This is a genomic window from Frankia sp. CeCAU1, from assembly GCF_977971845.1.
This window is the reverse complement of record NZ_CDWWXA010000033.1, coordinates 12678-39639: the sequence shown is the minus strand read 5'-3', so window position 1 is coordinate 39639 and position 26962 is coordinate 12678. Positions and strand designations below refer to the sequence as shown.

General features: G+C 69.6%; 25 protein-coding genes and 2 pseudogenes. 17 read left to right on the top strand and 10 right to left on the bottom strand.

What is annotated here, in order from left to right; all coding sequences use genetic code 11:
- Positions 1-1266: 1266 nt before the first annotated feature.
- Together katG and AC08OO_RS08750 are read right to left on the bottom strand one after the other, a co-directional pair.
- Positions 1267-3501 (bottom strand): catalase/peroxidase HPI, encoded by a 2235-nt coding sequence (gene katG / locus AC08OO_RS08755; RefSeq protein ID WP_476618398.1) that lies wholly within the window; start codon positions 3499-3501, stop codon positions 1267-1269.
- A gap of 33 nt (positions 3502-3534) precedes the next feature.
- Positions 3535-3666 carry a hypothetical protein gene (locus AC08OO_RS08750; RefSeq protein WP_255353890.1) on the bottom strand — a complete coding sequence of 44 codons (132 nt, stop codon included), beginning with the start codon at positions 3664-3666 and terminating at the stop codon, positions 3535-3537.
- Positions 3667-3730: 64 nt separating this feature from the next.
- Here AC08OO_RS08750 and AC08OO_RS08745 point away from each other — a divergent pair, with 64 nt between their 5' ends.
- The 3 genes from AC08OO_RS08745 (at position 3731) to AC08OO_RS08735 (ending at position 6688) form a co-directional block, all read left to right on the top strand.
- Positions 3731-4675 carry a hydrogen peroxide-inducible genes activator gene (locus AC08OO_RS08745; protein ID WP_476609513.1) on the top strand — a complete coding sequence of 315 codons (945 nt, stop codon included), beginning with the start codon at positions 3731-3733 and terminating at the stop codon, positions 4673-4675.
- 625 nt (positions 4676-5300) lie between these two features.
- Positions 5301-5789 carry an Hsp20/alpha crystallin family protein gene (locus tag AC08OO_RS08740; RefSeq protein WP_476609514.1) on the top strand — a complete coding sequence of 163 codons (489 nt, stop codon included), beginning with the start codon at positions 5301-5303 and terminating at the stop codon, positions 5787-5789.
- 239 nt (positions 5790-6028) lie between these two features.
- On the top strand, positions 6029-6688 hold the full coding sequence (locus tag AC08OO_RS08735; RefSeq protein ID WP_476609515.1) for a sulfotransferase family protein: 660 nt from the start codon (positions 6029-6031) through the stop codon (positions 6686-6688).
- Between the two features lie 101 nt (positions 6689-6789).
- Here the strand turns inward: AC08OO_RS08735 and AC08OO_RS08730 are convergent, their stop codons facing one another.
- A complete protein-coding gene (locus tag AC08OO_RS08730) occupies positions 6790-8238 on the bottom strand; it encodes an FAD-dependent oxidoreductase (protein WP_476609516.1) in 1449 nt (482 codons plus the stop codon).
- A gap of 467 nt (positions 8239-8705) precedes the next feature.
- On the opposite strand from AC08OO_RS08730, the gene AC08OO_RS08725 reads away from it, so the two are divergent.
- Positions 8706-9521 (top strand): ferritin-like domain-containing protein, encoded by an 816-nt coding sequence (locus AC08OO_RS08725; protein WP_476609517.1) that lies wholly within the window; start codon positions 8706-8708, stop codon positions 9519-9521.
- A gap of 269 nt (positions 9522-9790) precedes the next feature.
- Here AC08OO_RS08725 and AC08OO_RS08720 read toward each other — a convergent pair whose 3' ends face one another.
- The 5 genes from AC08OO_RS08720 to AC08OO_RS08700 form a co-directional block, all read right to left on the bottom strand.
- A complete protein-coding gene (locus tag AC08OO_RS08720) occupies positions 9791-10717 on the bottom strand; it encodes an acyl-ACP desaturase (protein ID WP_476608621.1) in 927 nt (308 codons plus the stop codon).
- Positions 10718-10748: 31 nt separating this feature from the next.
- Positions 10749-11651 carry an SAM-dependent methyltransferase gene (locus tag AC08OO_RS08715; protein WP_476608620.1) on the bottom strand — a complete coding sequence of 301 codons (903 nt, stop codon included), beginning with the start codon at positions 11649-11651 and terminating at the stop codon, positions 10749-10751.
- Positions 11648-11908 (bottom strand): acyl carrier protein, encoded by a 261-nt coding sequence (locus tag AC08OO_RS08710; protein WP_476609518.1) that lies wholly within the window; start codon positions 11906-11908, stop codon positions 11648-11650. The genes AC08OO_RS08715 and AC08OO_RS08710 overlap by 4 nt, the downstream gene beginning before the upstream one ends.
- Positions 11909-12589, bottom strand: coding sequence for a PaaI family thioesterase (locus tag AC08OO_RS08705; protein WP_476609519.1), 681 nt, complete (start codon positions 12587-12589; stop codon positions 11909-11911).
- A 65-nt stretch (positions 12590-12654) separates the two neighbouring features.
- The gene (locus tag AC08OO_RS08700; RefSeq protein ID WP_476609520.1) at positions 12655-14592 is read right to left on the bottom strand and encodes an AMP-binding protein; all 1938 of its coding nucleotides are present in this window, start codon (positions 14590-14592) and stop codon (positions 12655-12657) included.
- 692 nt (positions 14593-15284) lie between these two features.
- Between AC08OO_RS08700 and AC08OO_RS08695 the strand changes: the two genes are divergently transcribed.
- From AC08OO_RS08695 to AC08OO_RS08665, 7 genes and pseudogenes are all read left to right on the top strand, one after another.
- Positions 15285-16574 carry a cytochrome P450 gene (locus AC08OO_RS08695; RefSeq protein ID WP_476609521.1) on the top strand — a complete coding sequence of 430 codons (1290 nt, stop codon included), beginning with the start codon at positions 15285-15287 and terminating at the stop codon, positions 16572-16574.
- A 173-nt stretch (positions 16575-16747) separates the two neighbouring features.
- Positions 16748-17773: a LysR family transcriptional regulator gene (locus tag AC08OO_RS08690; protein WP_476609522.1), complete on the top strand. Its 1026-nt coding sequence runs from the start codon at positions 16748-16750 to the stop codon at positions 17771-17773.
- A gap of 305 nt (positions 17774-18078) precedes the next feature.
- Entirely contained in the window at positions 18079-19848 is a 1770-nt protein-coding gene (locus tag AC08OO_RS08685) for an AMP-dependent synthetase/ligase (RefSeq protein WP_476609523.1), read from the top strand.
- Between the two features lie 68 nt (positions 19849-19916).
- Positions 19917-20153 (top strand): hypothetical protein, encoded by a 237-nt coding sequence (locus AC08OO_RS08680; RefSeq protein WP_476609524.1) that lies wholly within the window; start codon positions 19917-19919, stop codon positions 20151-20153.
- A 61-nt stretch (positions 20154-20214) separates the two neighbouring features.
- Positions 20215-20891: pseudogene (locus AC08OO_RS08675) on the top strand (beta-ketoacyl-[acyl-carrier-protein] synthase family protein); the annotation flags it as partial.
- 30 nt (positions 20892-20921) lie between these two features.
- Positions 20922-21221 (top strand): hypothetical protein, encoded by a 300-nt coding sequence (locus tag AC08OO_RS08670; protein WP_476618399.1) that lies wholly within the window; start codon positions 20922-20924, stop codon positions 21219-21221.
- 190 nt (positions 21222-21411) lie between these two features.
- Positions 21412-21645: a hypothetical protein gene (locus tag AC08OO_RS08665; RefSeq protein ID WP_476613680.1), complete on the top strand. Its 234-nt coding sequence runs from the start codon at positions 21412-21414 to the stop codon at positions 21643-21645.
- A gap of 92 nt (positions 21646-21737) precedes the next feature.
- On the opposite strand, the gene AC08OO_RS08660 is transcribed toward AC08OO_RS08665, so the two are convergent.
- Positions 21738-22376, bottom strand: coding sequence for a DUF4389 domain-containing protein (locus tag AC08OO_RS08660; RefSeq protein ID WP_476609526.1), 639 nt, complete (start codon positions 22374-22376; stop codon positions 21738-21740).
- A 399-nt stretch (positions 22377-22775) separates the two neighbouring features.
- Here AC08OO_RS08660 and AC08OO_RS08655 point away from each other — a divergent pair, with 399 nt between their 5' ends.
- Both AC08OO_RS08655 and hypB read left to right on the top strand, forming a co-directional pair.
- On the top strand, positions 22776-23186 hold the full coding sequence (locus AC08OO_RS08655; protein ID WP_476609527.1) for a hydrogenase maturation nickel metallochaperone HypA/HybF: 411 nt from the start codon (positions 22776-22778) through the stop codon (positions 23184-23186).
- Entirely contained in the window at positions 23138-23995 is an 858-nt protein-coding gene (gene hypB / locus AC08OO_RS08650; protein ID WP_476609528.1) for a hydrogenase nickel incorporation protein HypB, read from the top strand. The genes AC08OO_RS08655 and hypB overlap by 49 nt, the downstream gene beginning before the upstream one ends.
- A 326-nt stretch (positions 23996-24321) precedes the next feature.
- Here hypB and AC08OO_RS08645 read toward each other — a convergent pair whose 3' ends face one another.
- The gene (locus tag AC08OO_RS08645) at positions 24322-24945 is read right to left on the bottom strand and encodes a hypothetical protein (protein WP_476618397.1); all 624 of its coding nucleotides are present in this window, start codon (positions 24943-24945) and stop codon (positions 24322-24324) included.
- 298 nt (positions 24946-25243) lie between these two features.
- Between AC08OO_RS08645 and AC08OO_RS08640 the strand changes: the two are divergent.
- From AC08OO_RS08640 to AC08OO_RS08625, 4 genes and pseudogenes are all read left to right on the top strand, one after another.
- A pseudogene (locus AC08OO_RS08640) lies at positions 25244-25465 on the top strand (nickel-dependent hydrogenase large subunit); the annotation flags it as partial.
- Complete coding sequence (locus tag AC08OO_RS08635) at positions 25458-26033, top strand: NifU family protein (RefSeq protein ID WP_476609529.1); 576 nt, start codon at positions 25458-25460, stop codon at positions 26031-26033. The pseudogene AC08OO_RS08640 and the gene AC08OO_RS08635, both read left to right, overlap by 8 nt.
- Positions 26030-26713, top strand: a complete 684-nt coding sequence (locus AC08OO_RS08630; protein WP_476609530.1) for a DUF5947 family protein — start codon at positions 26030-26032, stop codon at positions 26711-26713. Before AC08OO_RS08635 ends, AC08OO_RS08630 begins: the two co-directional genes overlap by 4 nt.
- Positions 26714-26740: 27 nt before the next feature.
- Positions 26741-26953 (top strand): hypothetical protein, encoded by a 213-nt coding sequence (locus tag AC08OO_RS08625; RefSeq protein ID WP_476609531.1) that lies wholly within the window; start codon positions 26741-26743, stop codon positions 26951-26953.
- Positions 26954-26962: the final 9 nt, after the last annotated feature.

Sequence of the window (26962 nt, the reverse complement as noted above, 5' to 3'; positions counted from 1 at the left end):
GGCCGGGGCCGGTGGCGGTGATGCCGCCGATGCCGGGGGTGCCGGTTCGGGTGATTGTCGTGGTGGTGTCCCGGGTGGGGTGCGACTCGCGGTCGTCCGTCTCCCCCGGGCGGGCCAGTCGAACCGGATGCCCGGTCATCAGGCTCGTCGGCGTCTCGGTCGGATGCGTTAACGTCATGATCTCTTGATCCCCCTGATGATCGTGCTGTCCGGAATCTGGTATTCCCCAGACTCCGGACTGCGATGTCGGATGTGTGGCTAGTGGTCTTTGGTGCCGTCTGACTACGAACCGTGCTTACGAAGTCGCATTGTGGCAGCGATGGGGGTGGTCCTCCGGTCCGGGGCGGTGAAGGACCACGTTGTATTCCGCATTCTGTTACGCAGAGTTAATAAAAATGTCGACCTGACCGACTCGGCCCGGGTGCGGGCGCGCTCGACCGGACTGCCGCGGTCCCCGCTCCGTCTGGTCCCTCGAACAGGCGTTGACCAGCGCGTCCTTGAAGGGGTCAATGGACGGTGAGGCGCGAGACGAGAAAACGCACAAGCACGCTCGCCCGGGATCCCGCCGATCCGAGCTCGGAGTCGACTACAGCGAGTTGTCGACCTACGCGTCGCACGGTGACCGCCGTCTCGACCTCCGTGTCGAGGGGGAGGGAGACGAACGGTGCAACGGCAGCCGGTGCGCCGAACCGTGGCGGTCGCCGGCCCAGGGCTGGGCACAGAGAGCAGCAGGGGATCGAGGAGACCGGATGCCGAGGGTTTCTCCCGTGCCTCGGGTGGGCGCGCGGGCCAGTCGCCAGGCGTGTCCAGAGGAAGGCTGGCGGCGCGCACGCTACCGCTCGTCCCGCGCGCGGCGGCGGTGAGGGAGATCTTCGAAGGCGAGAGCCGTTGACCCCCGGCTTGGTACGGGAACGGGGAGCGTGGCCGGGACAGCGGCTGGACGGCCTGGGCGACGGGAGGGAGCCGTTCCGGCAGGGGCGGCACGGGATCACAAAGGATCATGGTCGTCCCCGCGGGATCGTACTGCGACGTCGAGGTTTCCCCGGGTACTGGTTCTGTCTAGCAGGATCAGTCGATTATCTGAAGGTATGGGGGTGCTGGTGACGCCTGTCACGCCGATCGGCCGCCGGCACCTGTTCGGCGGACGAGCTCGTCACGACCGTCACGACCGTCACGTCCTCAGGCCCATGGCGACGGGACCGAGGACGTCCAGGTGGCCCGGCACGGGCCGACCTGGACGTCAGGATCGGGCGAGGCGAACCAGGATCAGACGAGGTCGAACCGGTCGAGGTTCATCACCTTGACCCACGCCGCGACAAAGTCGTGCACGAACTTCTCCCGCGCGTCGTCGCTCGCGTAGACCTCCGCGAGCGCGCGCAGTTCGGAGTTTGAACCGAAGACGAGGTCGGCGCGGCTGCCGGTCCACCTGACCTTGCCCGTGGCGGCATCGCGGCCCTCGAAGGTGTTCGCGTCCTCGGACGTCGTCTTCCACGTCGTGCCCAGCTCGAGCAGGTTGACGAAGAAGTCGTTCGTCAGCGACCCGGGGGTCGCGGTGAAGACGCCGAGCGGCGACTGCTGGTAGTTGGCGCCCAGGACCCGCAGACCACCGACGAGGACCGTCAGCTCGGGGGCGCTCAGGGTCAGCTGGTTCGCCCGGTCGAGCAGAAGGTACTCAGCCGGCAGGCGGTGGCCCTTCCCCAGGTAGTTGCGGAACCCGTCCGCCGTCGGCTCGAGCACCGCGAACGACTCCACGTCGGTCTGCTCCTGCGACGCGTCGGTACGTCCCGGCGCGAAGGGGACCTCGACGTCGAAGCCGGCGTTCGCGGCGGCCCGCTCGACGGCAACACCACCGGCGAGCACGATCAGGTCGGCGAGTGAGACCTGCTTGCCGCCGGTCCGGGCGGCGTTGAAGGCCTCCTGGATTCTCGTCAGCGTGCGCAGGACCGCCGCCAGCTGGTCGGGTTCGTTGACCTCCCAACCGCGCTGTGGTTCGAGGCGGATGCGCGCACCGTTGGCGCCGCCGCGCTTGTCACCACCGCGGAACGTCGAGGCCGACGCCCACGCGGTGGAGACCAGCTGGGAGACCGACAGGCCCGAGGCAAGGATCTGACCCTTGAGAGTGGCGACGTCCGCGGCGTCGATGAGTTCGTGGGCCACCGCCGGGAGCGGGTCCTGCCACAGCAGCGTCTCGGTCGGGACCTCCGGGCCGAGGTAGCGCGCGACCGGCCCCAGGTCACGATGCGTCAGCTTGAACCACGCCCGGGCGAACGCGTCCGCGAACGCGCTCGGATTCTCCAGGAAGCGCCGCGAGATGGGCTCGTAGATCGGGTCGAACCGGAGGGCGAGGTCCGTCGTCAGCATCGTGGGGGCGTGGCTTTTCGCTGCGTCGTGGGCGTCGGGGACGGTGCCGGCACCGGCACCGTCCTTCGGCTTCCACTGGTTCGCACCGGCGGGGCTCTTCGTCAGCTCCCACTCGTAGCTGAACAGGATCTCGAAGAAGCTGTTGTCCCAGCTCACCGGGGTGTTCGTCCACGCACCCTCAAGCCCGCTGGTGATCGTGTCCCCACCCCTGCCGGTGCCGAAGGTGCTCGTCCAGCCGAAGCCCTGCTCCTCGATGGGGGCGCCCTCGGGCTCCGGGCCGACGTGCTCGTCCGGGTTGGCCGCGCCGTGGGTCTTGCCGAAGGTGTGGCCGCCGGCGATCAGGGCGACCGTCTCCTCGTCGTTCATCGCCATCCGGCGGAACGTCTCGCGGATGTCGCGCGCCGCGGCGATCGGGTCCGGGTTGCCGTTCGGGCCCTCCGGGTTGACGTAGATGAGACCCATCTGGACGGCGGCGAGGGGATTCTCGAGCTCCCGGTCGCCGGTGTAGCGCTCGTCGTCGAGCCAGGTGGTCTCGGGGCCCCAGTAGACGTCCTCGTCAGGCTCCCAGACGTCCACCCGACCGCCGGCGAAGCCGAAGGTCTCGAAGCCCATCGACTCCAGGGCGACGTTGCCGGCGAGGATCATCAGATCGGCCCATGAGATCTTCTGACCGTACTTCTTCTTGACCGGCCACAGCAGGCGGCGAGCCTTGTCGAGGTTCGCGTTGTCCGGCCAGCTGTTGAGGGGAGCGAAACGCAGCTGGCCGGCACCCGCACCACCGCGACCGTCGCTGATGCGGTAGGTACCCGCGCTGTGCCACGCCATCCGGATGATGAACGGGCCGTAGTGACCGTAGTCGGCCGGCCACCAGGCCTGCGAGGTAGTCAGCACCGCCGCGATGTCCTGCTTCACGGCGGCGAGGTCGAGGGTCCGGAAGGCCTCGGCATAGGTGAACTCCCCGCCGAGGGGGTTGGCCACGGCGGGGTTCTTGGCGAGGATCTTCAGGTTGAGCCGGTTCGGCCACCAGCCGCGGTTTCCGCCGCCCTGGGTGGGGTGCGGGGCGCGCCCGTGCGCGACCGGGCAGCCACCGCCGTTCTCCGCGTTCGTGTTGTACACGACTGCGTCATGGTTCTCGGACATGGGACCCTCCGGGCATAGACGGATCAGGAGCGATCAGGAACGCGTGCGGTGGAACAGCCGGGGCGCCGGCCCCAGTAGATGGCCGCGGCCGTCGTTGATGGCCTCGTTGACGGCCTCGTCGATCGAGAAGCCGCGCAGGGATGACTCCACTGTCATAACTGTCACACTGTCACGGTCGGCGACTCGGAAGAGAAATCGAAAAATTCCGCAACTTTGATAGCCTCAATCTATGGCTAGTCCGCACCCGACCCTGGCCCAGCTGCGCGCCCTCGTCGGAGTGGCCGATCACCGGCACTTCGGCCGCGCCGCGGCGGCCCTGCACGTCAGCCAGCCGACGCTGTCCAGCGCGGTGGCGGCGCTCGAGCGCACCCTGGGCGTCCAGCTCGTGGAACGCACCACCCGCAGCGTCCTGCTCACCGGGCTCGGGGAGGAGATCGTCCGGCGGGCCCGGGGGGTACTGGGTGCCGTCGACGACATCGGTGAACTGGCCATCCGGGCCCGGGAACCCCTGGTCGGTGACATCCGTCTTGGGGTCATCCCCACGGTGGCCCCCTACCTGCTTCCACAGCTGCTGCCGACGCTGCGGGAACGGTGGCCGCAGGCGCGGCTGCGGCTGCGGGAGTCTCAGACGGCCACCCTGCTGGCGGAGCTGCGCGGCGGTGCGCTCGATCTCGCGTTGCTCGCTCTGCCCACCGATGAGCCGGGGACAGCCGAGATCCCGCTGTACGACGAGGACTTTGTCCTCGTCACCCCCGCGGAGCACCCGCTGGCGGGTGGCGTTGCCGTGCCGGTCGCAGCCATCGGCGGGCAGGACCTGCTCCTGCTGGAGGACGGGCACTGCTTCCGGGCCCAGGCACTCGAGGTCTGCCGGGAGGCGGGGGCACGGGAGCGTTCCACCCTGCGTGCGGCGAGCCTGTCGACGATCGTCCAGATGGTCGCCGGTGGCCTGGGGCTGACCCTCGTCCCCGCCGCCGCTGTCGGAGTCGAGGTCGGCGAGGGGCGGGGCCTGGCCGTCGCCACGTTCCGCCGGCCCGCGCCGCACCGGCGTGTCGGCCTGGCCTACCGCTCGACCTCGGCCCGCGTGACGGACTGGAACCTGCTCGCCGCCGAGGTGCGGGCCGCCCTGCCGGGGACGGGTCTCGCCCTCGCCCCGGTGCCGGCCGCGGCGGTCTGACGCGCGCCCTCGGCGGGCTCCGGGGAACGCGGCAGGCCGGCCGCGAGCGCACGCCACTGTGCCACTGGCAGCGGATCCGTCTCGGCGGATTGCCGGCTGACAGCCGCGAGGATGTCATGCCATTCCTGCAGCGTGGTCACGATCGCGGGCTGGTCGCCGAGGTGCTCGAGGAGCCCCTGGGAGTGCGTTCAGCCGCGCGACCAGCCGGGGCAGGGCGGGGTGCCGCGATGCCCGCACCGTCGCCCGGCTGTGGTTTCGTGCGGGCGGAGCTGGGCAGAAGGACTTTGGGCTCATTGTCCGTCAGCGGACAGGGCCAGGGTCCCGCCGGCTCGTCTTGATGAGGAAAACTGATTCGAGGGGATGGTGGGACCGCCGTGCTTCGCGGCCTCCACACCTGCCCGGGTGCTGTGTGCCCAGGCGGTGGCCGTCCCGGAGAGGTCGCGCCGGTTGTTCACCGTTCCGGCGGTTGCGGAACAACCCCGAAGCAGTGGTCAGTGTTTCCCGCCGCGGCCGATTTACCCGCCGACGACCAGGGAGACGGCGATGGAAGTATTTGACCGATAACAGCTGATTGTGTGGTCGAATCGAATGATGTCGAAATGATACTGACGGGTGGAGGAACATCATGGCATTTCCGGTGCGAAGCAGCCAACGTCCGGCCCCGGTGATCAGGTGGGATCCGTTCCGGGAGATCGAGGACGCCTGGACCCGGATGGGAAGCCTGCTCGATGAGGTCGTCGGTGGCGCGGAAGGCCGACCGGTGGGACTGCTGGCCGCCGCCGTCATCCCGGTCGACATCGAGGAGACCGACGATGCCTACATCGTCGAACTCGAACTCCCCGGGGTGCGCGGCCGCGATGTCTCGATCGACCTGCGGGATAACGAGCTTCGGGTCACCGGTGAGACCAAGGAGCGGGAACGGAAGGGCGTGCTACGCCGCCAGACCCGCCGGGTGGGCAGGTTTGAACATCGCATCGTGCTGCCGGGCGAGGTGGACCCGGAGTCGGTCAGTGCGTCGCTGGACGACGGGGTGCTGACGATCCGGCTCGCCAAGTCCAGGAAGAGTCAGCCCAGGCACATCGAGGTCACCGGCGGCAGTGGCGGCGGCAGCTGACCCGGCGGCGGGGCCGCTGCCCGCGTGTCCGCTATCCCCGGCGGAGGCCGTGCCCGCCTGGCCGCGGCGCCGTGGTGAATCCTGAATCCTCCATAAAACTACACCGGACAACCGGGTGCGGGAAGTCGGGGTACTTGCAACTACACAATCCCTATCAGGATGATAGATTATCAAAATTCCCTCTGGACTCGCAACGGAATGGTCGTTAATGTTGCATCCGTTGTCTACGGAGGAGGGAAATGATCAACATCATTGGTGCGGGCTTCGGGCGCACCGGAACGCTTTCGCTCAAGTTGGCCCTCGAACAGCTCGGTTACGGCCCTTGTCATCACATGGACGAGGTCCTCGCGCACCGAGAGACCATTGCCGCATGGACGAGTGCCGCTGAAGGCGCTCCTGTGGACTGGGACTCGCTGTACGGCCAGTACAGATCGACAGTCGATTGGCCGGGCGCCCGGTTCTGGCGGGAGCTCGCCGACCACTACCCGTCGGCTCGAGTGATTCTTACGGTTCGCGACCCGGAAAAGTGGTATGACAGTGCGCGGAGCACGCTGTTCCAGGCGATATCGAACCGACCGGCGCGAATGAGCGCGGAAGCCATGCGCGTGATCACCATGATGAATCTGGTGGTGTGGGACGGTGTCTTCAAGGGGCGTTTCGCGGACAAGGACAACGCCCTACAGGTCTTCGCGGAGCACAATGCCGCGGTGCAACGCGAGATCTCAGCCGACCGTCTGTTGGTATTCGACGTCGCCCAGGGGTGGGGGCCCCTGTGCGACTTCCTCGGTGTGCCGGTTCCGGGGGAACAGTTCCCCCGGCTGAACAATAGAGAAGCCTACGCGGCGAAACACCGTGAACGTGTCGTCGCGGCCATGAGCGCGAGTGGTGTCCAGCCGTGAACCCGCCCAGCTCGGTGGCTGAGGCGGGGATTCCCGGCCCGGCGCGGTCCCGGGCACGTGCGCATCCCACGGCACCCGGAGCCGGCCGCCGGCGTGGAGGATCAGGAGCGGCGGGCGCGTAGCACCCGAGTGAGGACGTCCGGTCGCAGCAGGGCCGACGGCGGTTCGACCAGATTGATGATCCGCATGAACACCCGGGCCACCACCGGGTCGGTATGCGCGGCGGCGTGCACGTGGGGCAGATAGGCGTTGACCAGCCTGATCCGCGGGGTGCGCCGCCCCTGCACCTGTGGGTATCCTAGATCATTTCCGGTGGCCAGAGCCCAGGCCAGGTCGGCGGGAACGGCCGCGGCGGTGAAGAACCGCCGGGGCAGATCGGCGTCGGTGCGGGCGGCGGGTGGGCCGAGCGCGTCCGGCGTGTCCCGCAGGGCGTCCCGCAGCGCCAGCGCCTGCTGGGCCGCGACCGTCATCCCCTGGGCGTACAGCGGGTTGAGGCTGCACACCGCGTCCCCGAGGGCGACGAAGCCGGCGCTGGGCTCGCGCAGGCGTGCGTACGGGCGTCGCACCGATCCGCGAAAGCGATAGGGGGTCGGATCCCCGAGCGGCTCGGCGTCGGCGATGAGCCGGGCGATGTCGGGAGCGGGTAGGGTTGCCGCGAAACGGGCGAACCCGTCCGGGTCGGTGGGCGGATGCTCGCCGAGCATGCCGGCCAGGGTGACGATCCACCGATCGTCCTCCTGCGCGACGGCGCCACCGCCACGCAGCCCGGGGATCGTCGAGATGATAACCGCACGTTGGCCGTCGAGGTCGCTCGCGCGTCGCCGGTAGACGCGGGATGCGTAGCCGAGGTCGACGTCGACCTGCTCGCGCACGGGCACGGGCAGCCCGCGCGCGGCGAGCCAGTCCGCTGCCCGGGAGCCGCGGCCGGTCGCGTCGACGACCAGCTCCGCCTCGATGACCTCGCCGCCGTCGAGGTGCGCATCCGCAGGGCGTACCCCGTCGGGCCGGGTGCTGCTGTCGGGCCGGGTGCTGCTGTCGGGCCGGGTGCCGTTGGCTTGGGTGCCGTTGACTCGGGCGTCGTCCGGCCGCGGGCCACCGTCGAGGCGTTCGACCCGGACCCCGACGATCCGGCCGGGTTCGTCCGGACCGCCCGGGGCGGGCCGGCCCACCAGCCCAACGGCGCGCACCCGCTGCAGCAGGCGGACCTGGGAACGGGCGAGTACGGCCTCCCGCAGCACGCTCTCCAGCAGCGGCCGGCTCGCCAGCAGGGAGGTGAGCCCGGTGTCGGTGGGGTACAACCGCCGCCCGCGGACGTACCACCGGGTCTCGACGAGCATGTGGGCGCGAGGCGCGCCGTGGCCGGTCACGGTGTCGGTGAACCCGGGGAACAGCTCCTCCAGGCACAACCGGCCTCGTTCGGTGAGGGCGTGCAGATGGGATCCCTGCGCGACGCCGCGGCGAGTACCCCCGGTGGTGAGGTCGTCTCGTTCGATGATCGTCACCCGGTCGAAGAACTCGGCCGTCACCCGGGCCGCGAGGAGCCCGGCCATCCCGGCGCCGAGGACGACGGCGTGCCCCCGGCTGCCGCGGGGCGGCCGGGAGTCCGTCAGGGCCGCGGAAGTTGACGTTCGGCTTGTCCTGGGGGCTGTCGCTGAGCGGCTCCAGGCAGCTCCAGTTTCTCGGCCCGCGTCAGCAGCGTGCGCAGCAGGTGTCACATGAACTCCCTCTTGCCCGGTCTCTCGCGCGGTGCATGGAGCAGGTGCCTGGAGCAGGTTCATGGAGCCAGAGCAGCCATGAGGTATTGGCGGCCCGCCGGATCGACTCGTGGGTTAATCTTCCCGGAATCCTGGGCGAGAACATCATAAAAATCCAAGGACTTCGTCGTGGGCGCCATAGCCCGTTCCCATCGATCGATGGGATGACGTAATGACTGGCCGTTGATATTGTCGAACCAGCTGTGGTGAAATAGAAACGAGTCCGCACAGGTCGACGGGACCGGGCCAGGGGAGATTCCAGCATGGCGACCTCCGACACCATCGAGAACGCGCACAGCTTTGACGTATTCCAGCACTATGAGCGGCTGCAGTGGAAGCTGGCCGACCTGCCGCTGGACGAGATCCGCAGGGATCTTGTCCAGCCCGAGTACATTGCGCTGGTCAAGGGTGCGGTCATGGGTGAGGCCACCTCCATCGCGGCGGTGCACGGCTTTCTCAACGAGTTCACCGACGATTACGACTGCTCTGCCTTCGTGAACATCTGGGGCTACCAGGAGCTCCAGCACCACTACGCCTTCCGGGCGTGGCTGCAGGCGGTGGACGCCCAGATCGACCAGCGCCGGATCGAGGCGTTGCGCGAGCCCTACGTGCCGGGCACCACGCCGAGCGCCACTTTGATCACCAACGTCATCTCGGAGATGACGGTGAACACGGTCTACCGGACGATGTCGGAGTGGGTGCGCGAGCCGGTGCTGGCGGACCTCATGCTGCGCGCCAGCCGGGACGAGGCCGGTCATGCCCGGGAGTTCATGTACTTCGCGAAGCGCCGGCTGGAGCGGAATCCGCACGAGCTCGTGTCCGTGTTGGAGACGTTCCACTTCTACATGTCGAACAACCGGATCAAGCATCCGGTGGGGGAGTTCAAGCACCGCCTGCTAGAGGATCTTCAGGGCCACGAGACCATTGACACCGCGTTCGAGGTGTTCTTGCGGGTTTCCGAGCCGGATACGCTGGAACAGCTCCAAGTGAAGATCCGCAAGGCGCTCGGCAGCGTTCTCGGCCGGGAGTTCAACCGGAACTCCGACATCCGGCAGGCGTTGGTGGAGGCGATGCCCTGACCGCTTCGGCGATCGAGTTCGTCAGTACCGGGCCTGTCGGTGCCGGGTTTGCCGGTACCGGGCCTGTCACGAACGGATCCGGTAGTTTCCCGTGCGGCCATCCACGCGGACGCGTCCCGGCCGGGGACGCGTGCGCGTGATCGTGTGGCGGCCGAGTTGTGGGGAGCTGAGCACGGTCCAGGGATCGCAGACCGTGCTCAGCTCCCCCAAATTCACCGGCAGCCGGTTCGTGGGACGGCCACTGCTGCTGCGCTGGTCCTGGCAGGGACCTACGGGGTGTCCAGGGTCGTCGACCGGCAGGCGTCGACGAAGCGAACCAGTTCGTCGACCTTGTCGGTGCGGACGTCGACCGCCCGGTTGACCACTCGGATGAGGTGCGGGTAGGCGTCGGTGTGATCGTAGCGGGCAGTCTCGGCGATCCGCAGGGCCCAGCGCCAGTAACCCCGGATCGTGTCGGCCAGTGGCATCCGGAAGTGCGCGATAACCTCCCGGATCGGCTCGATGACGGCGTCGCCGTGGCGGCGCAGGTACCGTTCCACGATGTCGGCCATGAAGGTGAAGTGCCGGGCCTCGTCCTTGGCGAGCCGGTTCAGCAGATCGGCCAACACCGGATCGCCGACGACCGCCCGCAGCTGCTGGTAGTACAGCTGGGTCGCCTTCTCCTGGACCAGGGCGTAGGCGAACAGCGAGACCGCGTGGTCGTGCGGCAGTTCGAAGTGCTTGCGCCCCTCGGTCGCCAGTTCCCGCCGCAGCTCGTCGGGATCGGCGATGCCGGCGGCGACCTGGTAGCGGAACAGCGCCCGGGCGTGGCTGTCCTCCTCCTGCGCCCAACGCACGGTGAAGTGGTAAAGCTCCCGGTTGTGCACGAAGGTCTCGACGTCGACGTCGGGGTTCAGCGGGAAGGCCCGCTCGTACACGCCGAAGTAGCCGGGCAGGTGGTCCTCGATCAACGTGATGAACCGGACCGCGGAGCGCTGTCCCTCGGTGAGCCGACCGGCGTCGGCGTTCTCCCAGGCGAACGTTGATTCGACGTCGAAGCGGCGGGTGGTGGAACCCGCCTGGTGGAAGGCGATGACGGCCGCCTCGACCTCGGCGGGAGGAAGCAGCGGCGCCAGGGCCGGGCGTGCGGGGGCTGGCGGTGGTTCGACGCCGCGGGCCTGGCCGAACGCCGGCCGGAGAATGTCGGATGCCGTCATGATGTGGATCCCGTTCCTCGCTCGGCGGCGGTCAGCGTGCCTTGCGGCACACCAGCGCGTAGTGTTTGGTGGTGTAGCCCCAGCCGGCGTTCGCGACCTCCAGATAGCGGCGCAGCGTTGCGGCTGTTCCCGGGCGGATCGCGTCGATCCGCTCCGCGGCCGCGTCGACGTTCACCAGCCAGTCGTCGATGGTGCGCCGGTAGTCGTCGGTGAGATCGTCGAGGCTCGCCAGGGAGAAACCGGCGTCCTCGGCACCGGTGACGAGGTCGGACAGCGGCCGCATGTCCCCCCAGCCGAAGATCGATGCGCGGACGAACTCGGTCCCTTCCCGATGGTCGAACGCCGCCCGGGTGGCCGCGTTGCGAAAGCAGCTTTCCGACACGTACAGCCGTCCGTCGCGGCGCAGCAGCGCCCGGGCCCGCCGGAACACGACATCGAGGTCGGGCATGTGCACGATCGAGCCGAGCATCGTCACCGCGTCGAAACTCCCAGAGGGCAGCTCGACCGTCTCGAAGTGGCCCTGGATCGTGGTGACGCGGTCGCTCACGCCGAGCTCGGCGGCTCGCTGCGCGATGTAGGCGTGCTGTCGCCCCGCGGGGGAGACCCCGACGACCTCGGCTTCGTACTCGACCGCCATGAACAGCGTCAGCGAGCCCCAACCGCATCCGATGTCGAGGACGCGACCACCGCGGCGCAGGCCGAGCCGATCGGCGACGAAGTGGAGCTTGGCGATCTGCGCCTGCTCGAGGGTGTCGTGCTCCGTGCGGTAGAGACCCGAGCTGTACTTGCGCAGGGGATCGAGGAACAGGCCGAAGACCTCGGGCGGCAGGTCGTAGTGCTGATTGGTGTCGCTCGTCGTGGGTTCGGTGCTCGTCGTGGGTTCGGTGGCGAGGCCCGCCGCCGCCTCCGGCGCGGTGGTGACGGGCGAGCTCATGCGGCCTGCACCTGCAGCGCTGCCTGGACGACGTCGGCGACCTCGGCGACGGTGACCGCCGAGAAGACGTCATCGTCCTCGAGTTCGACGTCGTACTCGCGTTCCACCCGGGCGATCATCCGGAGCACCTTCACCGAGTCCGCACCCTCCACGGAGCGCAGATCGGCGTCCGCAGCCAGGTCCTCGATCGGGGTGCCGAGCTCACGGGCGACGATGGCGGTGACGGTGGTGACGATCTCCGTATACGACACGGACATTCAGTGCTCCTCTGAGGTGGGGAGGCCGGCGGCGGTGGACCCGGTGGCCGGTGGTCTGGTGAGCGTCGCCGCCAGCGCCTGCGCGACGCGGTCGGCCTCGGTCGGATTCAGCATCATCCGGTCCCGGGCGGTGTCCATCGGGGTCGGGCGGTAGGTCGCGCTTGCGGTCGCGAGCAGCGTCCCGGCCTCGTCGAGGAGCTCGGCCTCGGCGTGCACCAGCCCGTTTGCTCTGCCGCCGCTTACGCCGCCAGCCGTGCCGCCGATTGGTGCCGCGTCCCCGCGGCCGGGGGTAGCATCCGGGACGCCGCGCAGCCGGGCGACGCAGCGGTATTCGGCGCCGACGCTCAGCGGGGCGAGGTAGCGTACCCGCAGCGCGGTGGTGAACGCGGTGAGCCCGACCTGCAGCACGATCAGATTGCCCATCGTCTCATCGACGATCACTCCGATGAGGCCACCGTGCACGACGCCGGGATAGGACTCGTGCCGGCGTTCGAGCCGGAAACGGGTCGAGATGCCGTCGGCGTGGGCGGAGAAGCGTAGTTGCAGCCCGTGCGGATTGTGCGGCGAGCAGCCGAAACACCGATAGTCCGCGAGCACGGACCACGGCACGCTCAGGTAGTCCTCCGGATCGTCGGCTTCCCGCGGGCCGTCAGGGCTCGGCGTCATCAGGTGGCTGTGCATCGGGCTCCCTGGTCGATGGGCGCGGAACGCGGTGGGTGTGCGGAATTGGACGCTGGGCTTGCGGGTCAGAGCACGCCGCGCCCGACCAGGTCGCGTACCGCCAGCCGTTGGAATTTGCCGCTGGAGGTGCGGGGCAGCGCGCCGGGCTCGACCAGACGCACCGTCACCGTGGACAGCCCCAACGCCGCAGTCGCCGCCATCCGCAGGTCGGTCGCGAGTCGGGCTCGGTCCGCGGGCTCGGTCAGCGCTGTCTCGCCGACCACCGTGACGCCGCCGGCAGCCTTCGCTCCGGTGGCGTCCGGAGGGCTGCCGGTGGCGTCCGGTTGGTCGGGGGAGCCGAAGGCGACGACGCGGCGTCGGTGCACGCCCGGAAGGTCACGCACCGCCGCTTCGGCGTCCTCGGGGTAGTAGTTCACGCCGCGTATAATGATCATTTCCTTGTCTCGGCCGGTCACGAACAGATCGTCGCCGCGCTGGAAGCCGAGGTCGCCGGTGCGCAGCCAGCCGTCCGCGGTGAAGCCCCCGGTCGTCAGGCCCCCCGCGGTGAGGTAGCCCGAGGTGACCGAACCACCCCGGATCTGGATCTCGCCCACCCGCAGGCTCGGCGCCAGACCGTCGCCGAGCGGATCGGCCAGGACGTCACCGTGCAGGTCGGCGATGCGAATCCGGATGTCGCGGACCGGCCGGCCGACGGCGACCAGCCCCTTGGCGCGCGGATGCTCGCGTGGGACCTCCGTCACGATTCCCTCGGCGGCGAGTCGGTCCCGGTCGACCCAGGTGACCACGGGGGCGCGGCCCAGCGGCGGGAAGGCCACGGCCAGGGTGGCCTCGGCCATCCCGTACACGGGGAACATCGCCGTGGGGGCGAACCCGGCCGGCGCGAAGTGGTCGAGGAAACGCTCGACGCCGACCGCGGAGACCGGCTCGGCTCCGTTCAGCGCGACGCGCCACCGGCGCATGTCCAGCCCGGGTACCTCGTCTGGGTCGATCGCCCGGACGAGGTCGTCGTAGGCGAAGTTCGGCGCCGGCGAGATCGTGGCGCCGCTGGCGAGGAACGAGCGCAGCCAGCCGGCGGGGTCACGGACGAAGTCCGCCGGGGACCAGACGGTCATCGGGATGCCGGTCATGATCGCGCTGAGGGTCGCGAACAGCCCCATGTCGTGGAACAGCGGCAACCAGATTCCGCCGTGATCGCCTTCACCGAGCCGGATGCCGTCGATGATCGCGCGGATGCCGCACAACACGGCGCGGTGGCTGAGCACCACGCCCTTCGGGGCCGCGGTGCTGCCGGAGGTGAACTGCACGATCGCGACGTCGTCCGCACCCACCGCACCCACCGGGCATTCGGGACCCGGATGTGGCTGGCGCGTGGGCGTGGCGGGACCGACGTCGCGGACCAGGTCAGCCGCGGGGAGGAACCGGAGTCCGCCGAGCCGGTCGGCCGTGCGGCGCAGGATGGCGGACACCCGGCCGCCGGTGACCACCCGGTGGATGCCCGCGGCCGCCGTGGTGCGCGAGACCCGGTCGGCATAGCCGTTGAGGTCGTGCGCGGTGGTCGGCAGTGGCAGCGGACAGGCCGCCGCGCCCGCCCGACTGATCGCGAAGAACGCGAGCAGAAACTCGGCCGAGTTCGCGGCCAGCACCCCAACCCGCTCGCCGGCCTGGGCCCCGTCCGTCGTCAGCGCGGCCGCGATGATCCGGGAGGTGGCCGCGAGGTCCCGCAGCGAGATCACCTCGTGGGTCGACGGGAACGTGACGGGCGTGTCGGGATGCCGGGCGGCCGCGACGTCCAGGGCGTCGTGCAACGTCTCGGCGTCGAGCGGCTCATGGTGCCCGCGAGCGTCGGTCGTGCCGGTCGGGCCGGTCGCGTGGCTGCCGTGGGTCGCGTGGGTCGGCCCGCCGGTCGTCGCCGACCGTGGGGGGCCCGGCCGCGGATGGAGAGTCGGGGACATGGGCGAGATGGCGGAGGTGGGCGAGGTGACCTCGCTCCGGATGGCAGGCATGATCCGCACTCCTGTCTTCCGCGTCCGGGTGTCTTCCGCGTCCGTGCGACGGATGGGGCCCGGCCGGCACCGAGGCGACGGCGGCCGAACAGCAGCCGATCGGGCCGCCCGTCGGGTGTACTCGCCCGTCGGGTGTACTGATCTCTGTCCGTCGGGTGTACTGATGATCGGATGTGCTGATGAATGCCGCGGGCGGCAGGAAAAGGCTCGTGGGTATGGTGGTCGTTCGTCAACAAAAATTTAGGTAATCTATTGATCCATCAGGGCCGACAATACATCACCGAATCGTTCCGGCGGTCGGAAAATTCATCCGATGGTTTCCTGGGAGTTCACCTGGGTGTCGTCCTGGTGGTATCAAATGTACCGATCACCTCGCCGGGTCGACGGCTCGGCGCGCGACCGCGACCGCGACCGCGACCGAAGCAAGTTTCCCGTGTCCGGCCGGAATCCGGAGACAAGGGCCAGGAGACAAGACTCGGGAACGGAACTGAGGGTCCCCACCCGCCGCCACCGTCCTTACTCATCCCATCCATCGCCTCCATTCCCTCATTTCTCACCGCCGCGATCAGGCTCCGGGCAGGTGGCCTGAACGCACAGGTCCCGGGGCGCTTCCAGGTGGAGACCCACCGTGAACCGAGCTCCGTGGCACCACCCGCGCCGGCATTCGTCGGACCGACGATGAGGAGCACGTCATGGCAGTCACAACCGATTCCGTATTCGCCGGGGCGGACGCCGGTACCGGCGTCGCGGCCGACCACGGGAAACCGCTCCCGGACCAGGCTCCTGATCTGCTGGCCGCGTTGTTCGATCCCGCGAACAGGCCGAATCCCTATCCGCTCTATGCGCGCCTGCGGGCAGCCGGCCGGCTGCACGAGACGCCGTTCGGACTGCGGGTCGCCACCCGGCACGACGACTGCGTAGCGGTACTGTCCAACCAGAGTTGGGGGCACGATCAGGAGGCCCACCAGCTGCATCCCACCTTGCCCGCCGAGGAGTTCCCGGCGACGTTCCTGTGGATGGAGCCGCCGGACCACACCCGGCTGCGCGGCCTGGTGAGTAAGGCGTTCACCCCGGGTCGGGTCGCCGATCTGCGGCCGCGTATCACCGCCCTCGTCGACGATCTGCTCGACACCGCGCTGCGGTCCGGAGAGTTCGACCTCATCGAGACGATCGCGTACCCGCTGCCACTCACGATCATTTGTGAGATCCTCGGGGTGCCGGCGGCCGACCACGGCATCATCCAGATCTGGTCGCAGGCGTTGGCCAGGGCGTTCGACCCGGACGTCCTGATGTCTCCGGAGGCGTTGGCGGAGCGTAACGACGCCATCCCCGAGTTTCTCGCCTACTTCCGTGCGCTGGTCGCGCGCAGCCGCCGCAGCGGTGGCGACGATCTGCTCAGCGCGCTGGCTGCCGTCGAGGAGCAGGGTGATCGGCTGACCGAGGACGAACTGCTCGGCACCTGCGTGACCCTGCTGATTGCCGGCCACGAGACGACGGTCAACCTGGTCGGCAACGGGGCGCTGGCGTTGCTGCGTAACCCCGACCAGACGGCGTTGCTGCGCGACGAACCGGATCTCATCCGGCCCGCCGTCGACGAGCTGCTACGCTATGACTCCCCGATCCACCTCAACACCCGGGCAGCGACCCGGGAGATGACGGTGGGTGGCCGAACTTTTTCCCCGGGTGAGGGCGTGGTGGCGTTGATCGCTTGCGCCAATCGTGATCCGGAGGCATTCGACGACCCGGACCGTCTCGATGTGCGCCGCTACGTGGCGGGCTCCGGCGCGTCCCGGCACCTGTCGTTCAGCCTCGGTCACCACTACTGCCTCGGCGCGCCGTTGGCGTTGCTCGAGATGGAGATCTTCCTGGCGGGGTTCCTCCACCGGGTCCGGTCCGCCGAGCTTCTCGTCGATTCGCCGCCCTACAAATCCAACCTGCTCATCCGAGGACTGGCGGAGCTCCCCGTCCGCTTCCGGGGATAGTGCCGCAAAGTCGCGGATCGAGCCGCTTCTGATATTCTGCTCGAAGTCAAGTGCCAGGTCGGAGGCGTGGTGGATGCCACGTCGGGCGAATCTTACACCGTACCTTCCGTATCTCCACACGCCGTATTCACCCGTAGTTTTTCGGGATCGCTAGCGTGTCCGCGGGAGGTACCATGGAGAGCAAGATCGATTTCCGATACCTCGTCTCTTTCTTGGCGATCGCAGAAGAACTCCACTTCGGCCGGGCCGCGGCCAGGCTCCATCTGGCCCAGCCCTCTCTCAGTCAGCAGCTCCAGCGTCTCGAACGTGACATCGGTGTCGAACTGGTCAACCGGACCTCCCGGGAGGTCCGGTTGACCCCGGCGGGCCGGGCCTTCGAGCTGGAGGCACGACGTCTGCTGGAACAGGCACGACAGGCGGTCCGGGCGGCCAGGGAGGCCGCTTCCGGCCGGACCGGTCGGATCTCCATCGGGTTCAACTTCCCCGCCGGGGAACGGGTCCTCCAACCCACCCTGCTACGGCTCAACGCTGACTACCCGAACGTCTCGACCACTCTCTGGGAGGCTCGCAGCGGCCCCCAGCTGTCCGCCCTCACCGCGGGAAAACTCGACGTCGCGCTCGTGTTCGCCGGGCCTCTCGCGGCCCAGTTGCGGTCCCATCGGGTCTTCACCGTGCCGCTGGTGGCGCTCGTCGGGCGAAACCATCCGTGGGCGGACCGTCGCCAGGTCTCGTTCCGGGAGCTGGCGGGCCAGGGATGCGTGCTGTTCCGCCGGGAACAGAGCCCGGCGATGCACGACGCCATCCTCGCCGCCGCCGACCGCTGTGGCATCCGCCTGAGTGTGGCAGAGGAGGTCGACGACTCCGGCGCCACCGGCATCGTCGTCACGACCAGGCCGGTGGTGGCCTTCGCGTCGGCGGATCGCGGCGCGCATGTGCCCACGAAGGGCCCCGTCGCGGTGCGGCTCGTCGACCCGGTACCGACTGTCGGCGCGTACGCGGTCTGGCGTCCGGATCCGCAGCCCGTCGTCACGGCCTTCCTCAACAGCCTCGACGCCGCCGGGCCGTTCCTGGGACCGCCGTCCCTGGATCCGTCCAGGTCGGACGAGCCGGCGACCGGCCCGGCACCAAGGCCGCGGAGCACGCCCGCGGCCTTGACCTCGGTGACCGCCGGTGCGTGCTCGCTGATCCGGCAGGCCTGAAGACCGGCAGGCCTGAAGACCGGCAGGCCTGAAGATCGGCAGGCCTGAACAATGGATCGATCAGAGAAAACCATCGCGGTCAGCTCCACAGCGACGTCCGTACCCATTCACATGGGCTGGGAAGACGGTTAGCATGAAGAAGCGGCCGGGCTTGTCCCGTTCCACTCGCGGTGCCATTTGGAGTGATGGGTGCGATGTCGGAACGTCTTTGTCATCGTCTTTTCCATCGCATCTAACAGGGGATTTTTCGTCGACCATCCGGGCTGACCTGTGCGCGCCCGGGAACGGGGATCAGGGGATCAACTGTGAACATTCTGCGGGTGCCCGGAGGTACTGAGCTGCCCGCCGACCGAGGGCTGGCCGCCGCCGTCCTTACTGAGGTCGCCATGGTCGCCGACCGGCCGGTTCTGGCCCATCAGGTGGACGGAGGCTGGCGCGATGTGACCGCGGGCCGGTTCTGCTTCGACGTCGCGGCCGTCGCCAGGGGCCTGGTGGCGCACGACGTCGGGGTTGGCGACCGGGTTGCGATCATGGGTCGGACCGGTTACGGCTGGGCCGTTGCCGACTTCGCGATCTGGAGCATCGGCGCGGTCACCGTCCCCGTCTACCCGACCTCCTCGGCCCACCAGGTCGACCACATCATCGGTGACTCCAAGGCCTCGTGGTGCTTCGTCGAGACACCCGACCACGAGCGCCTGGTCCTGTCAGCGGGTCTTCCCGCGACGCGCGTCTGGTCGCTGGACGAGGCCGTGCCGGCACTCGGCACCGCCGGTCAGTCCGTCGCGGAGTCCGAGGTGCTCCGCCGCCGGGACGCGGTCCGGGCCGACGACCTCGCGACAATCGTCTACACCAGCGGGACGACCGGCGTGCCGAAGGGCTGCCTGCTGACCCACGCGAACGTCTTCTCCGCCGCCGTCAACTCGGTGGAGCGGCTGGACCCGGTGATGCGTCCGGCCACCGGCTCGGCCAGTACCATTCTTTTCCTTCCGCTCTCGCACGTGTTCGGGCGTGTGACCATGATCGGGTGTCTGTGGGCCGGAGTGCGGACGGCCCTGCTGCCGGACCCCGGGGGCCTCGTCCCGGCGCTGCGCACCTTCCGCCCCACCTTCCTGATCACCGTTCCGTCGGCGCTGGAGAAGATGCGCAAGGGCGCGCGGGCGGCGGCGGGCGGACTCTCGGGGCGCCTGTTCGCCGCGGCCGAACGGACCGCCTGCGTGCTGGGTCGGGCCCGGCGTGGGCAGGGCGGCCTGGGGCTCGTCACGCGGCTTCAGGCCCCGCTGTTCGACCGGCTGGTGTACCGCCGGTTGCGCGCGGCGTTCGGCGGGCGCCTGCGCCACGTCGTGTGCGGGGGAGCGACGCTCGACCCCTCCACCGCCGAGTTCCTCACCGGGGTCGGGGTGCACGTCCTCGGCGCCTACGGGCTGACCGAGGCCTCGACGGCCGTCAGCATCAGCGCTCCCGGGCTCGACCGGCCGGGCAGCACGGGCCGTCCGCTGCCGGCGACCACCGTCGCGATCAGCGACGAGGGCGAGGTCCTGGTGGCTGGGCCGCAGGTCTCGCCGGGCTACTGGCCGGATCGGACGGGCGCGCACGAGCCGTGGTTGCGCACCGGTGACCTCGGTCGGCTCGACGACGACGGGTATCTCCACATCACCGGTCGAATCAAGGAGATCATTATCACCACCGGGGGGAAGAACGTCTCGCCGGCACCGCTGGAGGACCGCATCCGGCTGCACCCGCTGGTCAGCAACGCCATAGTGATCGGGGAGAACCGGCCGTTCGTGACGGCCCTCGTGACCCTCGATCGGGCCGCCGTACAGGCCTGGGCCCGGCGAGGCGGTCACGAGCTGGACGAGGCCGCCGCCCACACCGACCCTCGGCTGGTCGCCGAGGTCAGCGCCGCGGTCGACGCGGCGAACGCGCAGGTCTCGCGGGCCGAGTCGGTGCGGAAGTTCCGCCTCCTGAGCCACGACTTCACCATCCAGGGCGGCCAGCTCACCCCGTCGTTGAAGCTTCGCCGTGCCGTGATCGAGGAGGAGAACGCCAAGGAGATCGAGGAGCTGTACGCGTCCTGACCGCCCGGTACCGGTCCGGCACTGACCTCCGCCCGCCTGGATCTCGGCGCATCGAAACGGAGCCGCACGTGGATTCCGCCGCACCGTCCCTGGGAGCACCGGATTGGCCCGCACGGTCCGACCCGGAGATGGAACCGCCCGGCCACACCCGGCTGCGCGGCCTGGTGAGCAAGGCGTTCACCCCGCGCACGATCGAGGGGATGCGGCAGTGGGCCGAGCAGGTCGTCGACGACCTGCTGAGCCGCCTCATCCAGCGGGGCCTGACGTCGCTGCCGCTGAGCCTCACTCCCGGAGGCGTCGCGTGAGCATCGAGACGACCGACCCGACGGCGGACGGGCGGACGGGCGGACGACAGCCAGGCAGGCGGTGGGCCGGCAGGCGGCGCGGCAGGCGGTGGTCACCGGTCTCGGGGCCACGACACCGCTCGGCGGCGACGTCGCGTCGACGTGGAGCGGCGTGCTGGCCTGCCGATCCGGGATCCGCCGGCTCGATGAGCCGTGGGCGCAGTCGCTGCCGGTCCGCATCGCCGCGCCGGTGGCCGTCGAGCCGCAGCTTGGCCGGGTGGAGGCACGCACGCTCGACCGGGGGCAGCGGCTTGCCCTCGTCGCAGCCCGGGAAGCCTGGGCCGACGCGGGCACCCCCCCACGCCGGAGCCGGAACGTTTCGCTGTCGTCGTCGGATCCGGGGTCGGCGGCCTCACCACCCTGCTCGACCAGTACGACGTGTTCCGGGAGCGCGGGGCGCGCCAGGTGTCCCCCCACCTGGTGCCGATGCTCATGCCGAACGGACCGGCCGCGGCGGTGGGTCTCGCGCTCGGTGCCCGCGCCGGGGTGCACGCTCCGGTGAGCGCCTGCGCGTCCGGTGCGGAGGCCATTGCCACCGCCGTCGACCTGATCCAGGCCGGTCGAGCGGATGTCGCCGTCGCCGGTGGAACGGAGGCCGCCGTCCATCCGCTCCTGCTCGTGGGATTCGCGCAGATGCAGGCGCTGTCCCGCCGTGAGGACCCGCCGGAGTCGGCGTCCCGGCCGTTCGACAAAGTCCGGGACGGATTCGTGCTCGGCAACGGTGCCGGGATGTTCGTCCTGGAGGCCGCCGAGCACGCCCGCGCCCGCGGCGCCCGGGTCTACACGACCGTGGTCGGCGCTGGGGTCAGCGCCGGCGCCTATCACGTCGCCGCCCCCGACCCGACGGGAGCCGGGGCGGCGCAGGCCGTGCGCCGGGCGTTGCACGCCGCCGGTCTTGACCCGGCGGACGTGGTGACGATGGACAACAGGCCGATCCGGACCGGCGCGGCGCTGTCGACGTCGTTCGGCTTCGGCGGCCACGATGTCTGCCTCGCCTTCACCCCTGGCCCTGACACCCCCTGGCCCTGACCGTCGGTCGCCTCGCCGTGGTCGGTACGTCTGCCCGAGCGGACACTGGGCGGCCATGGCGGGACCATCGGGTGCGCACGATGCGCGGACACCGGGCGGCCATGGCGGGACCATCGGGTGCGCACGATGCTCAGAAAGTCGCCATGCACATGTTGCCAAAGATCCGACTAGCCGTAACCATTGGCCCGTGATGTCCTACGAACAGGTACTGCAGGTGTCCGATCCGCTCGAGCGAGCCGCGTTGGCAGATGATCTGATGTGGGCTGACCATCCGCGCAGGCTGGATCTGCGCACAGCACGTGGGGTGGCCATTCGGGAGGCGTTGGAGGCGGGGCGGTCGGCCGACGACGTCGCCCGCCGACTCGTCGTCACCGTGGCCGATCTGACCTGGATGGCCGCGCCTGCGGCATCCGCCGTAGCTTGATCCGTCGAGGGCCGGTCGGACAACGGCGTCCGCCGACCCGAACCCCACTGTCGGTTGTCCACCCTCGGAACCGTGCCGTCGCCCACGGCCTTTCAGGGCCGCAGTCGGAACGGTGGGTAGTCGTCCATGGTCAGAATGATCGCGTAGCAGACCACCCGGTTCGTCCAGCGCAGCACGCCGACGACGAAGTCGAACAGTCTCCGCGGGAGGCGTCCGGTGAGGAGCACGGCGAACCAGCCGACGATCATCGCCGCCACCGTCGCGATATACAGGAAGAACAGCGCGATGTAGTGCGGGACCGCCAGCAGCCACTTGACCAGGGGCAGCCAGCGGTTCAGGCGCGCGGCGTCCGGATAGGGAATCGTCAAGTGGACGGCCTGTTCGTCCTCCGTCGAGGGATATTCGTCCCGCAGCAGGGTGAGATAGGCCACGACCCGGTTCGTGAAACTCAGTAGGGCGACATTCCAGTCGAACCACCACCGCGGGTATCTCTGCCGGAAAAGAATCAGCAGCAGGGGAGCGAAGAACAGCAGCCCGCCGCCGAACATCGCACTGTTTCTGCCGTATCCTGTACCGCCGACCGCCGCGAGGACGACCGCGATCGGGATGACCGTGATAATTCTAAAGAACACGGTGAGTCGATCGCGCTCCCCTGCCGGGTAGTCGACCTCGAAGGACACCGGATAGCCGGGGTGCCGCGGCTCTGCGCTAAATGTCCCCTGGTCGGTCATGGCTGCTCCCTGGTAAATCGGTAACCTCGTCCTGCCGGCTCATTGTCGGTCAGCGGTGCCGGGTGCGGGAGAGCCATGAGTCCCTCTTTGCGGTCGGATCGGACCGAGGCGGCCACGGCGAACCATCCGGCTGACAGTGTTCCTTGCCGCCACCCCTGCCACCAGCAAGATTGGTGTGGAATATATTCTTTTGCGCAGTCTTGTCGTCTTTATTGAGAAGGGGGTATCGAGAAGGGGACGCTGTCAGCGCGATGACGACGGCCATGATCTGTCAGGCCGCCCGAGAGGACTGTCCTTGACACCGGGCGGTAGTCCCCGACACCGGGCGGGTAGGGAGACCGACGGGCCGGCCGCGAGCGGGGTGCTCTGTGGGGCTGCCCGGGCCCCGAGGAGCCGTGGATGCACGAGCTGGCGATCACCCAGAACGTCGTGGACACGATCGTGGAACGGATCGGGGCGGCGCGGGCCACGGCGGTTCACCTGGTCATCGGGCGGGCGTCCGGCGTCGTGCCCGACTCCGTCCGATTCTGTTTCGACCTGGTGGCAGCGGGCACGCCGGTCGGAGGCGCTCGCCTGGAGATCGACGAACCGCCGGGCCGTGCCCGTTGCCGGCGGTGCGGCGCCACGTTCGAGGCCGACGATCGCCTGCTCCTGGTGCTCTGCTCGTGCGGCAGCGCCGACGTCGAGGTGGTCGGCGGCGACGAGCTGATGATCGTTACGGTCGAGGTGACACCCGTGCCGAGCGGCGGAGGTGATGTGGGATGTGTGGAACCTGCGGGTGTGACGACGCCGCGGCGCCGCCCCGGCTGACCTCCCTCACCCCCGTCGACCCTGCCCTCGTCAGTCCCGGCCACGCGCCTGACGGCCACGCGCCTGACAGCCCCACGCATGACAGGGGGACCGCGTCGCGCACCGTGGTCGTCGAGGAGCGGATGCTGGCCAGGAACGACATGTTCGCCGAGGCGAACCGCCGCCGCCTGCTCGCCCGTGACGTGCTGGCGATCAACCTGATGGGCTCGCCGGGATCGGGCAAGACGACGCTGCTGGAGCGGACCGTCCGCGAGTTCGGCGTGGGCGTGCCGATCGCGGTGGTTGAAGGTGATCAGGAGAGTATCCGGGACGCCGAGCGCATCCGGTCCACGGGTGCTCCCGTCGTCCAGATCAACACCGGTCGTGGCTGCCACCTCGATGCGGCCATGATCGACTGTGCGCTGCGTGAGCTCGAACCAGCAGAGGATTCGATGGTGTTCATCGAGAACGTCGGCAATCTGGTCTGCCCGGCGCTGTTCGACCTGGGGGAGCGAGCCCGGGTGGTGCTGATGTCCGTCACCGAGGGCGAGGACAAGCCGACCAAGTATCCGCACATGTTCGCGGCTGCCGATCTCGTCCTGCTCACCAAGTGCGACCTGCTGCCCTACCTCGACGTTGAGGTCGCGCGGTACGAGGCGCAGGTTCACCGGATCAATCCCCGGGTCGACGTGCTGCGCGTCCGCGCGACCCCGGGATCGGGGCCGGGTCTGAGGCGTACCACTGGCCTGGGCCAGTGGTACGCCTGGCTGCGCGCCGAGCGGGGTGCCGGACCCCGCCCGCGGTCGAGCGGGCCGTCTCACGGTGTTTGAGGCCGCGGCACCCGGGCAACCCGTCGAAGAATAGCTACGAGTGTTCTCGTAACTGCATATAGCCATAATGCGTAGTTACGTGTAGTTACAGTACGGTGGGCATCGTCCCCAGGGGTGGTGCCACGGCTCCGCCGAAGGGGGACTGTCATGCTGCTCGCGGGTTCGTCCTGTCCTGGGCACCGCTCGCCATGACGGCGCCCGGTGCGCGGACCACCCTTCACGTGGACGTGGGGGCCGGCACCGGTGCCGACGAGGCCGGTGGGAGCTGTCCCGCCGGTTTCGCGTCGGCCCGTGCAGTGGCTGACGCGGTGCTGTATGAGGGCTATCTACTCTATCCGTATCGCCGCTCCTCGGGCAAGAACCGGATGCGTTGGCAGTTCGGGGTGCTCGCGCCGCGGCGTTGGGTCGAGGCGGGTGGGCCGGTTCCACGGACCGTCGCCGGATCGACGGATGCGTGGTGCCAGCAGACCGACTGTCTTCTCGAGCTGTCCCCGACCGCCTCGGTCGTCGTCCGGCTGCGCTTTCTGCAACTCCAGCGCCGTTCGGTCGAGGTCAGAGGGGCCGATGGTGCGTCCGGCGAGGTCGACGCGCTGAAGGCGGACGGCGCTGCTCGGCTGAGTTTCGACGAGGCGGTGCCGCGCGAGGCCGGTCTCACCCTCGACCTGGCTGACCTGGCTGACCTGGCTGACCCGGCTGACCCGGCTGTGCGGGGCCGGTCGGCGGAACAGGCTGATCGTGGAGAGTCGTTCAGTCTGAGCCTGCCCGGTGGCATGGAGATCGAGCCGTTGGATGATCGCGGCAACCCGACGGGCCGCGACGTTGGGCGCGACGTTGGGTGCGGCTCGGGTGGTTCGCCGACGGTGGCCGGTCTCGGCGACGGTCCGGGTGTCCGTGACGCGGGCCGCGGCTCCCTTCCGGCTGTACCGGCTGCGCCTGGTCGTCGAGAACACGGTGGCGGACGTCCCCGCCGGCGCCGCGCGACCGATGGCGCTGCGCCGATCGATGATCGCGACACACAGCCTCCTGGGTGCGCGCGGGGGACGGTTCCTCTCGCTGCTCGATCCGCCGACCTGGGCCGCCGGGGCGACACGGGAGTGTGAGAACATCCACACCTTCCCCGTTCTCGCCGGTGCCGACGGAGCGCCGGACGTGATGCTGTCCTCGCCGATCATCCTGTACGACCATCCCCGGATCGCCCCCGAGAGCCCGGGTGACCTCTTCGACGCCACCGAGATCGATGAAATCCTCAGCCCCCGCGACTTCTTCGGAACTCCGGGCCCCTACGAGGACGCGGTACAGAACACGCCGATCTTCGAGGAGAACGGTCCGGAGGGGTTCAAGGGCGTTGATGTGATGCGGACGGTGCGCAGCTTCGACCCCTGCCTGCCCTGCGGGGTGCACATGTATCTCGGTCGGGGCCGCACCCTGCGCACGGTGCACTCGCCGATGTTCGGGGCCAGCCATGGTTGATCCGGACGGCGCGGGTGGGCATCGGCTCGACGATCTCGCTGTGCGGGGCCGGCTCGCCCACCTCGACGAGGTGCTGGCGCAGGTGGAGCGCGTTCCGGGGCCGAGTGGTGAGCTGGCGATCGACGCGGTGGCGACACTCGCGGCGGTGTACGGCGAGGCGCTGGCCCGAGCCGTCGGATACGCGTCGGGGGCCCCGGAGGTGCTCGCCGCGTTCACCGGCGACGAGCTGCTCGACCATCTGCTCGTCCTGCACGACGTCCATCCTGAGCCGGTCGGGGCCCGGGTCGCGCGGGCGATCGAGCAGCTTCGACCCGCGATCCGGGACCGGGGTGGGGAGATCGAGCTGAGTGGGATCGAACGGGGGGTGGCCGAGGTCCGGCTGACCCTCGGCGGGTGTGGCTCGACCTCGGCGGGGGTCACCGAGGCGGTTCGCCAGGCCGTGCTCGCCGTCGCGCCGGAGCTGTTCGACGTCCGGCGCCTACCCGAGCCGGGCGCACCCGAGCGGACCGCCTTCGTTCCCCTCGACACCGTGCTTGCCCGGCCCGTCGCCGACGGGGTGGGTCCATGACGGCCCCGATGTCCCCGACGGCCGACGGCGCGTTGCGGCGGCTTGTGCGCGCCGCGACCGACCGCGCCGGGGCGGCCGAGGCCCGCTGCGACATGTGCCGGACCGCCGTGCCGGCGGAGCATCGGCACATCCTCGACGAACAACGCGACGAGCTGCTCTGCGCCTGCCAGGCGTGCGCGCTGCTGTTCGACCGGGAGGCGGCCGGACGTGGGCACTTCCGGCTCGTTCCCCGGCGACGGCTGCGGCTTCCCGCACTCGACGCGGACGAGCTGGGTACCCCGGTGGGGTTGGCGTTCTTCGTCGTCGGGACCGACGGCTCGGTCAGCGCCCGCTATCCCAGCCCGATGGGCGCCACCCGCTGGGACGTCGCGCCCGGCACGTGGCGCGGCATCGTGCGGCGCTGCCCGGCGCTGGGTGACCTGACACCGCTGGTCGAGGTGCTGCTGACGAACACTACCCACGGCCGCCACGAGCACTGGATCGTTCCCGTCGACGACTGTCACCGGCTCGTGGCGGTCATCCGGCGGGAGTGGAGGGGCCTGGCCGGAGGCCTGCGCGTGTGGCCGGCGATCGACGGGTTCTTCGCCGATCTCGGCCGCCGGCCCGCAAGCCCGGTGCGGGCCGCACGGCCGGTGCATCTCACGGGCCAGGGCCGCGCTGGCCCCGCGGGGCGGGGCTGAGAGGAAAGAGAAGGAGGGCGGGACGAGATGGCCGAGATCCGGGTCGGTAAGCCCGACGTCGCGCCGGACGCCACCGCGCACGTCAAGGGGGTTGCGCAGGGCAACGCGACCGGTTCGTACCGATGGCAGGTGGGGCACCACGCCGATGGCAGCGCCGACGCTCGGCGCTCCACCGGCGTCCGGCCGAAGAAGCGCAATCCCGTCGCGCCGAGGAGCATGCCCAACCTGCCGCCGGGGTAGCGCCCAGCG

Bases quoted from the DNA above. Each gene is read 5' to 3' on its own strand.
- katG (WP_476618398.1), bottom strand. From the start codon at position 3,501: ATGTCCGAGAACCATGACGCAGTCGTGTACAACACGAACGCGGAGAAC.
- AC08OO_RS08745 (WP_476609513.1), top strand. From the start codon at position 3,731: ATGGCTAGTCCGCACCCGACCCTGGCCCAGCTGCGCGCCCTCGTCGGA.
- AC08OO_RS08740 (WP_476609514.1), top strand. From the start codon at position 5,301: ATGGCATTTCCGGTGCGAAGCAGCCAACGTCCGGCCCCGGTGATCAGG.
- AC08OO_RS08735 (WP_476609515.1), top strand. From the start codon at position 6,029: ATGATCAACATCATTGGTGCGGGCTTCGGGCGCACCGGAACGCTTTCG.
- AC08OO_RS08730 (WP_476609516.1), bottom strand. From the start codon at position 8,238: ATGGCCGGGCTCCTCGCGGCCCGGGTGACGGCCGAGTTCTTCGACCGG.
- AC08OO_RS08725 (WP_476609517.1), top strand. From the start codon at position 8,706: ATGGCGACCTCCGACACCATCGAGAACGCGCACAGCTTTGACGTATTC.
- AC08OO_RS08720 (WP_476608621.1), bottom strand. From the start codon at position 10,717: ATGACGGCATCCGACATTCTCCGGCCGGCGTTCGGCCAGGCCCGCGGC.
- AC08OO_RS08715 (WP_476608620.1), bottom strand. From the start codon at position 11,651: ATGAGCTCGCCCGTCACCACCGCGCCGGAGGCGGCGGCGGGCCTCGCC.
- AC08OO_RS08710 (WP_476609518.1), bottom strand. From the start codon at position 11,908: ATGTCCGTGTCGTATACGGAGATCGTCACCACCGTCACCGCCATCGTC.
- AC08OO_RS08705 (WP_476609519.1), bottom strand. From the start codon at position 12,589: ATGCACAGCCACCTGATGACGCCGAGCCCTGACGGCCCGCGGGAAGCC.
- AC08OO_RS08700 (WP_476609520.1), bottom strand. From the start codon at position 14,592: ATGCCTGCCATCCGGAGCGAGGTCACCTCGCCCACCTCCGCCATCTCG.
- AC08OO_RS08695 (WP_476609521.1), top strand. From the start codon at position 15,285: ATGGCAGTCACAACCGATTCCGTATTCGCCGGGGCGGACGCCGGTACC.
- AC08OO_RS08690 (WP_476609522.1), top strand. From the start codon at position 16,748: ATGGAGAGCAAGATCGATTTCCGATACCTCGTCTCTTTCTTGGCGATC.
- AC08OO_RS08670 (WP_476618399.1), top strand. From the start codon at position 20,922: ATGTTCGTCCTGGAGGCCGCCGAGCACGCCCGCGCCCGCGGCGCCCGG.
- AC08OO_RS08665 (WP_476613680.1), top strand. From the start codon at position 21,412: ATGTCCTACGAACAGGTACTGCAGGTGTCCGATCCGCTCGAGCGAGCC.
- AC08OO_RS08660 (WP_476609526.1), bottom strand. From the start codon at position 22,376: ATGACCGACCAGGGGACATTTAGCGCAGAGCCGCGGCACCCCGGCTAT.
- AC08OO_RS08655 (WP_476609527.1), top strand. From the start codon at position 22,776: ATGCACGAGCTGGCGATCACCCAGAACGTCGTGGACACGATCGTGGAA.
- hypB (WP_476609528.1), top strand. From the start codon at position 23,138: ATGTGTGGAACCTGCGGGTGTGACGACGCCGCGGCGCCGCCCCGGCTG.
- AC08OO_RS08635 (WP_476609529.1), top strand. From the start codon at position 25,458: ATGGTTGATCCGGACGGCGCGGGTGGGCATCGGCTCGACGATCTCGCT.
- AC08OO_RS08630 (WP_476609530.1), top strand. From the start codon at position 26,030: ATGACGGCCCCGATGTCCCCGACGGCCGACGGCGCGTTGCGGCGGCTT.
- AC08OO_RS08625 (WP_476609531.1), top strand. From the start codon at position 26,741: ATGGCCGAGATCCGGGTCGGTAAGCCCGACGTCGCGCCGGACGCCACC.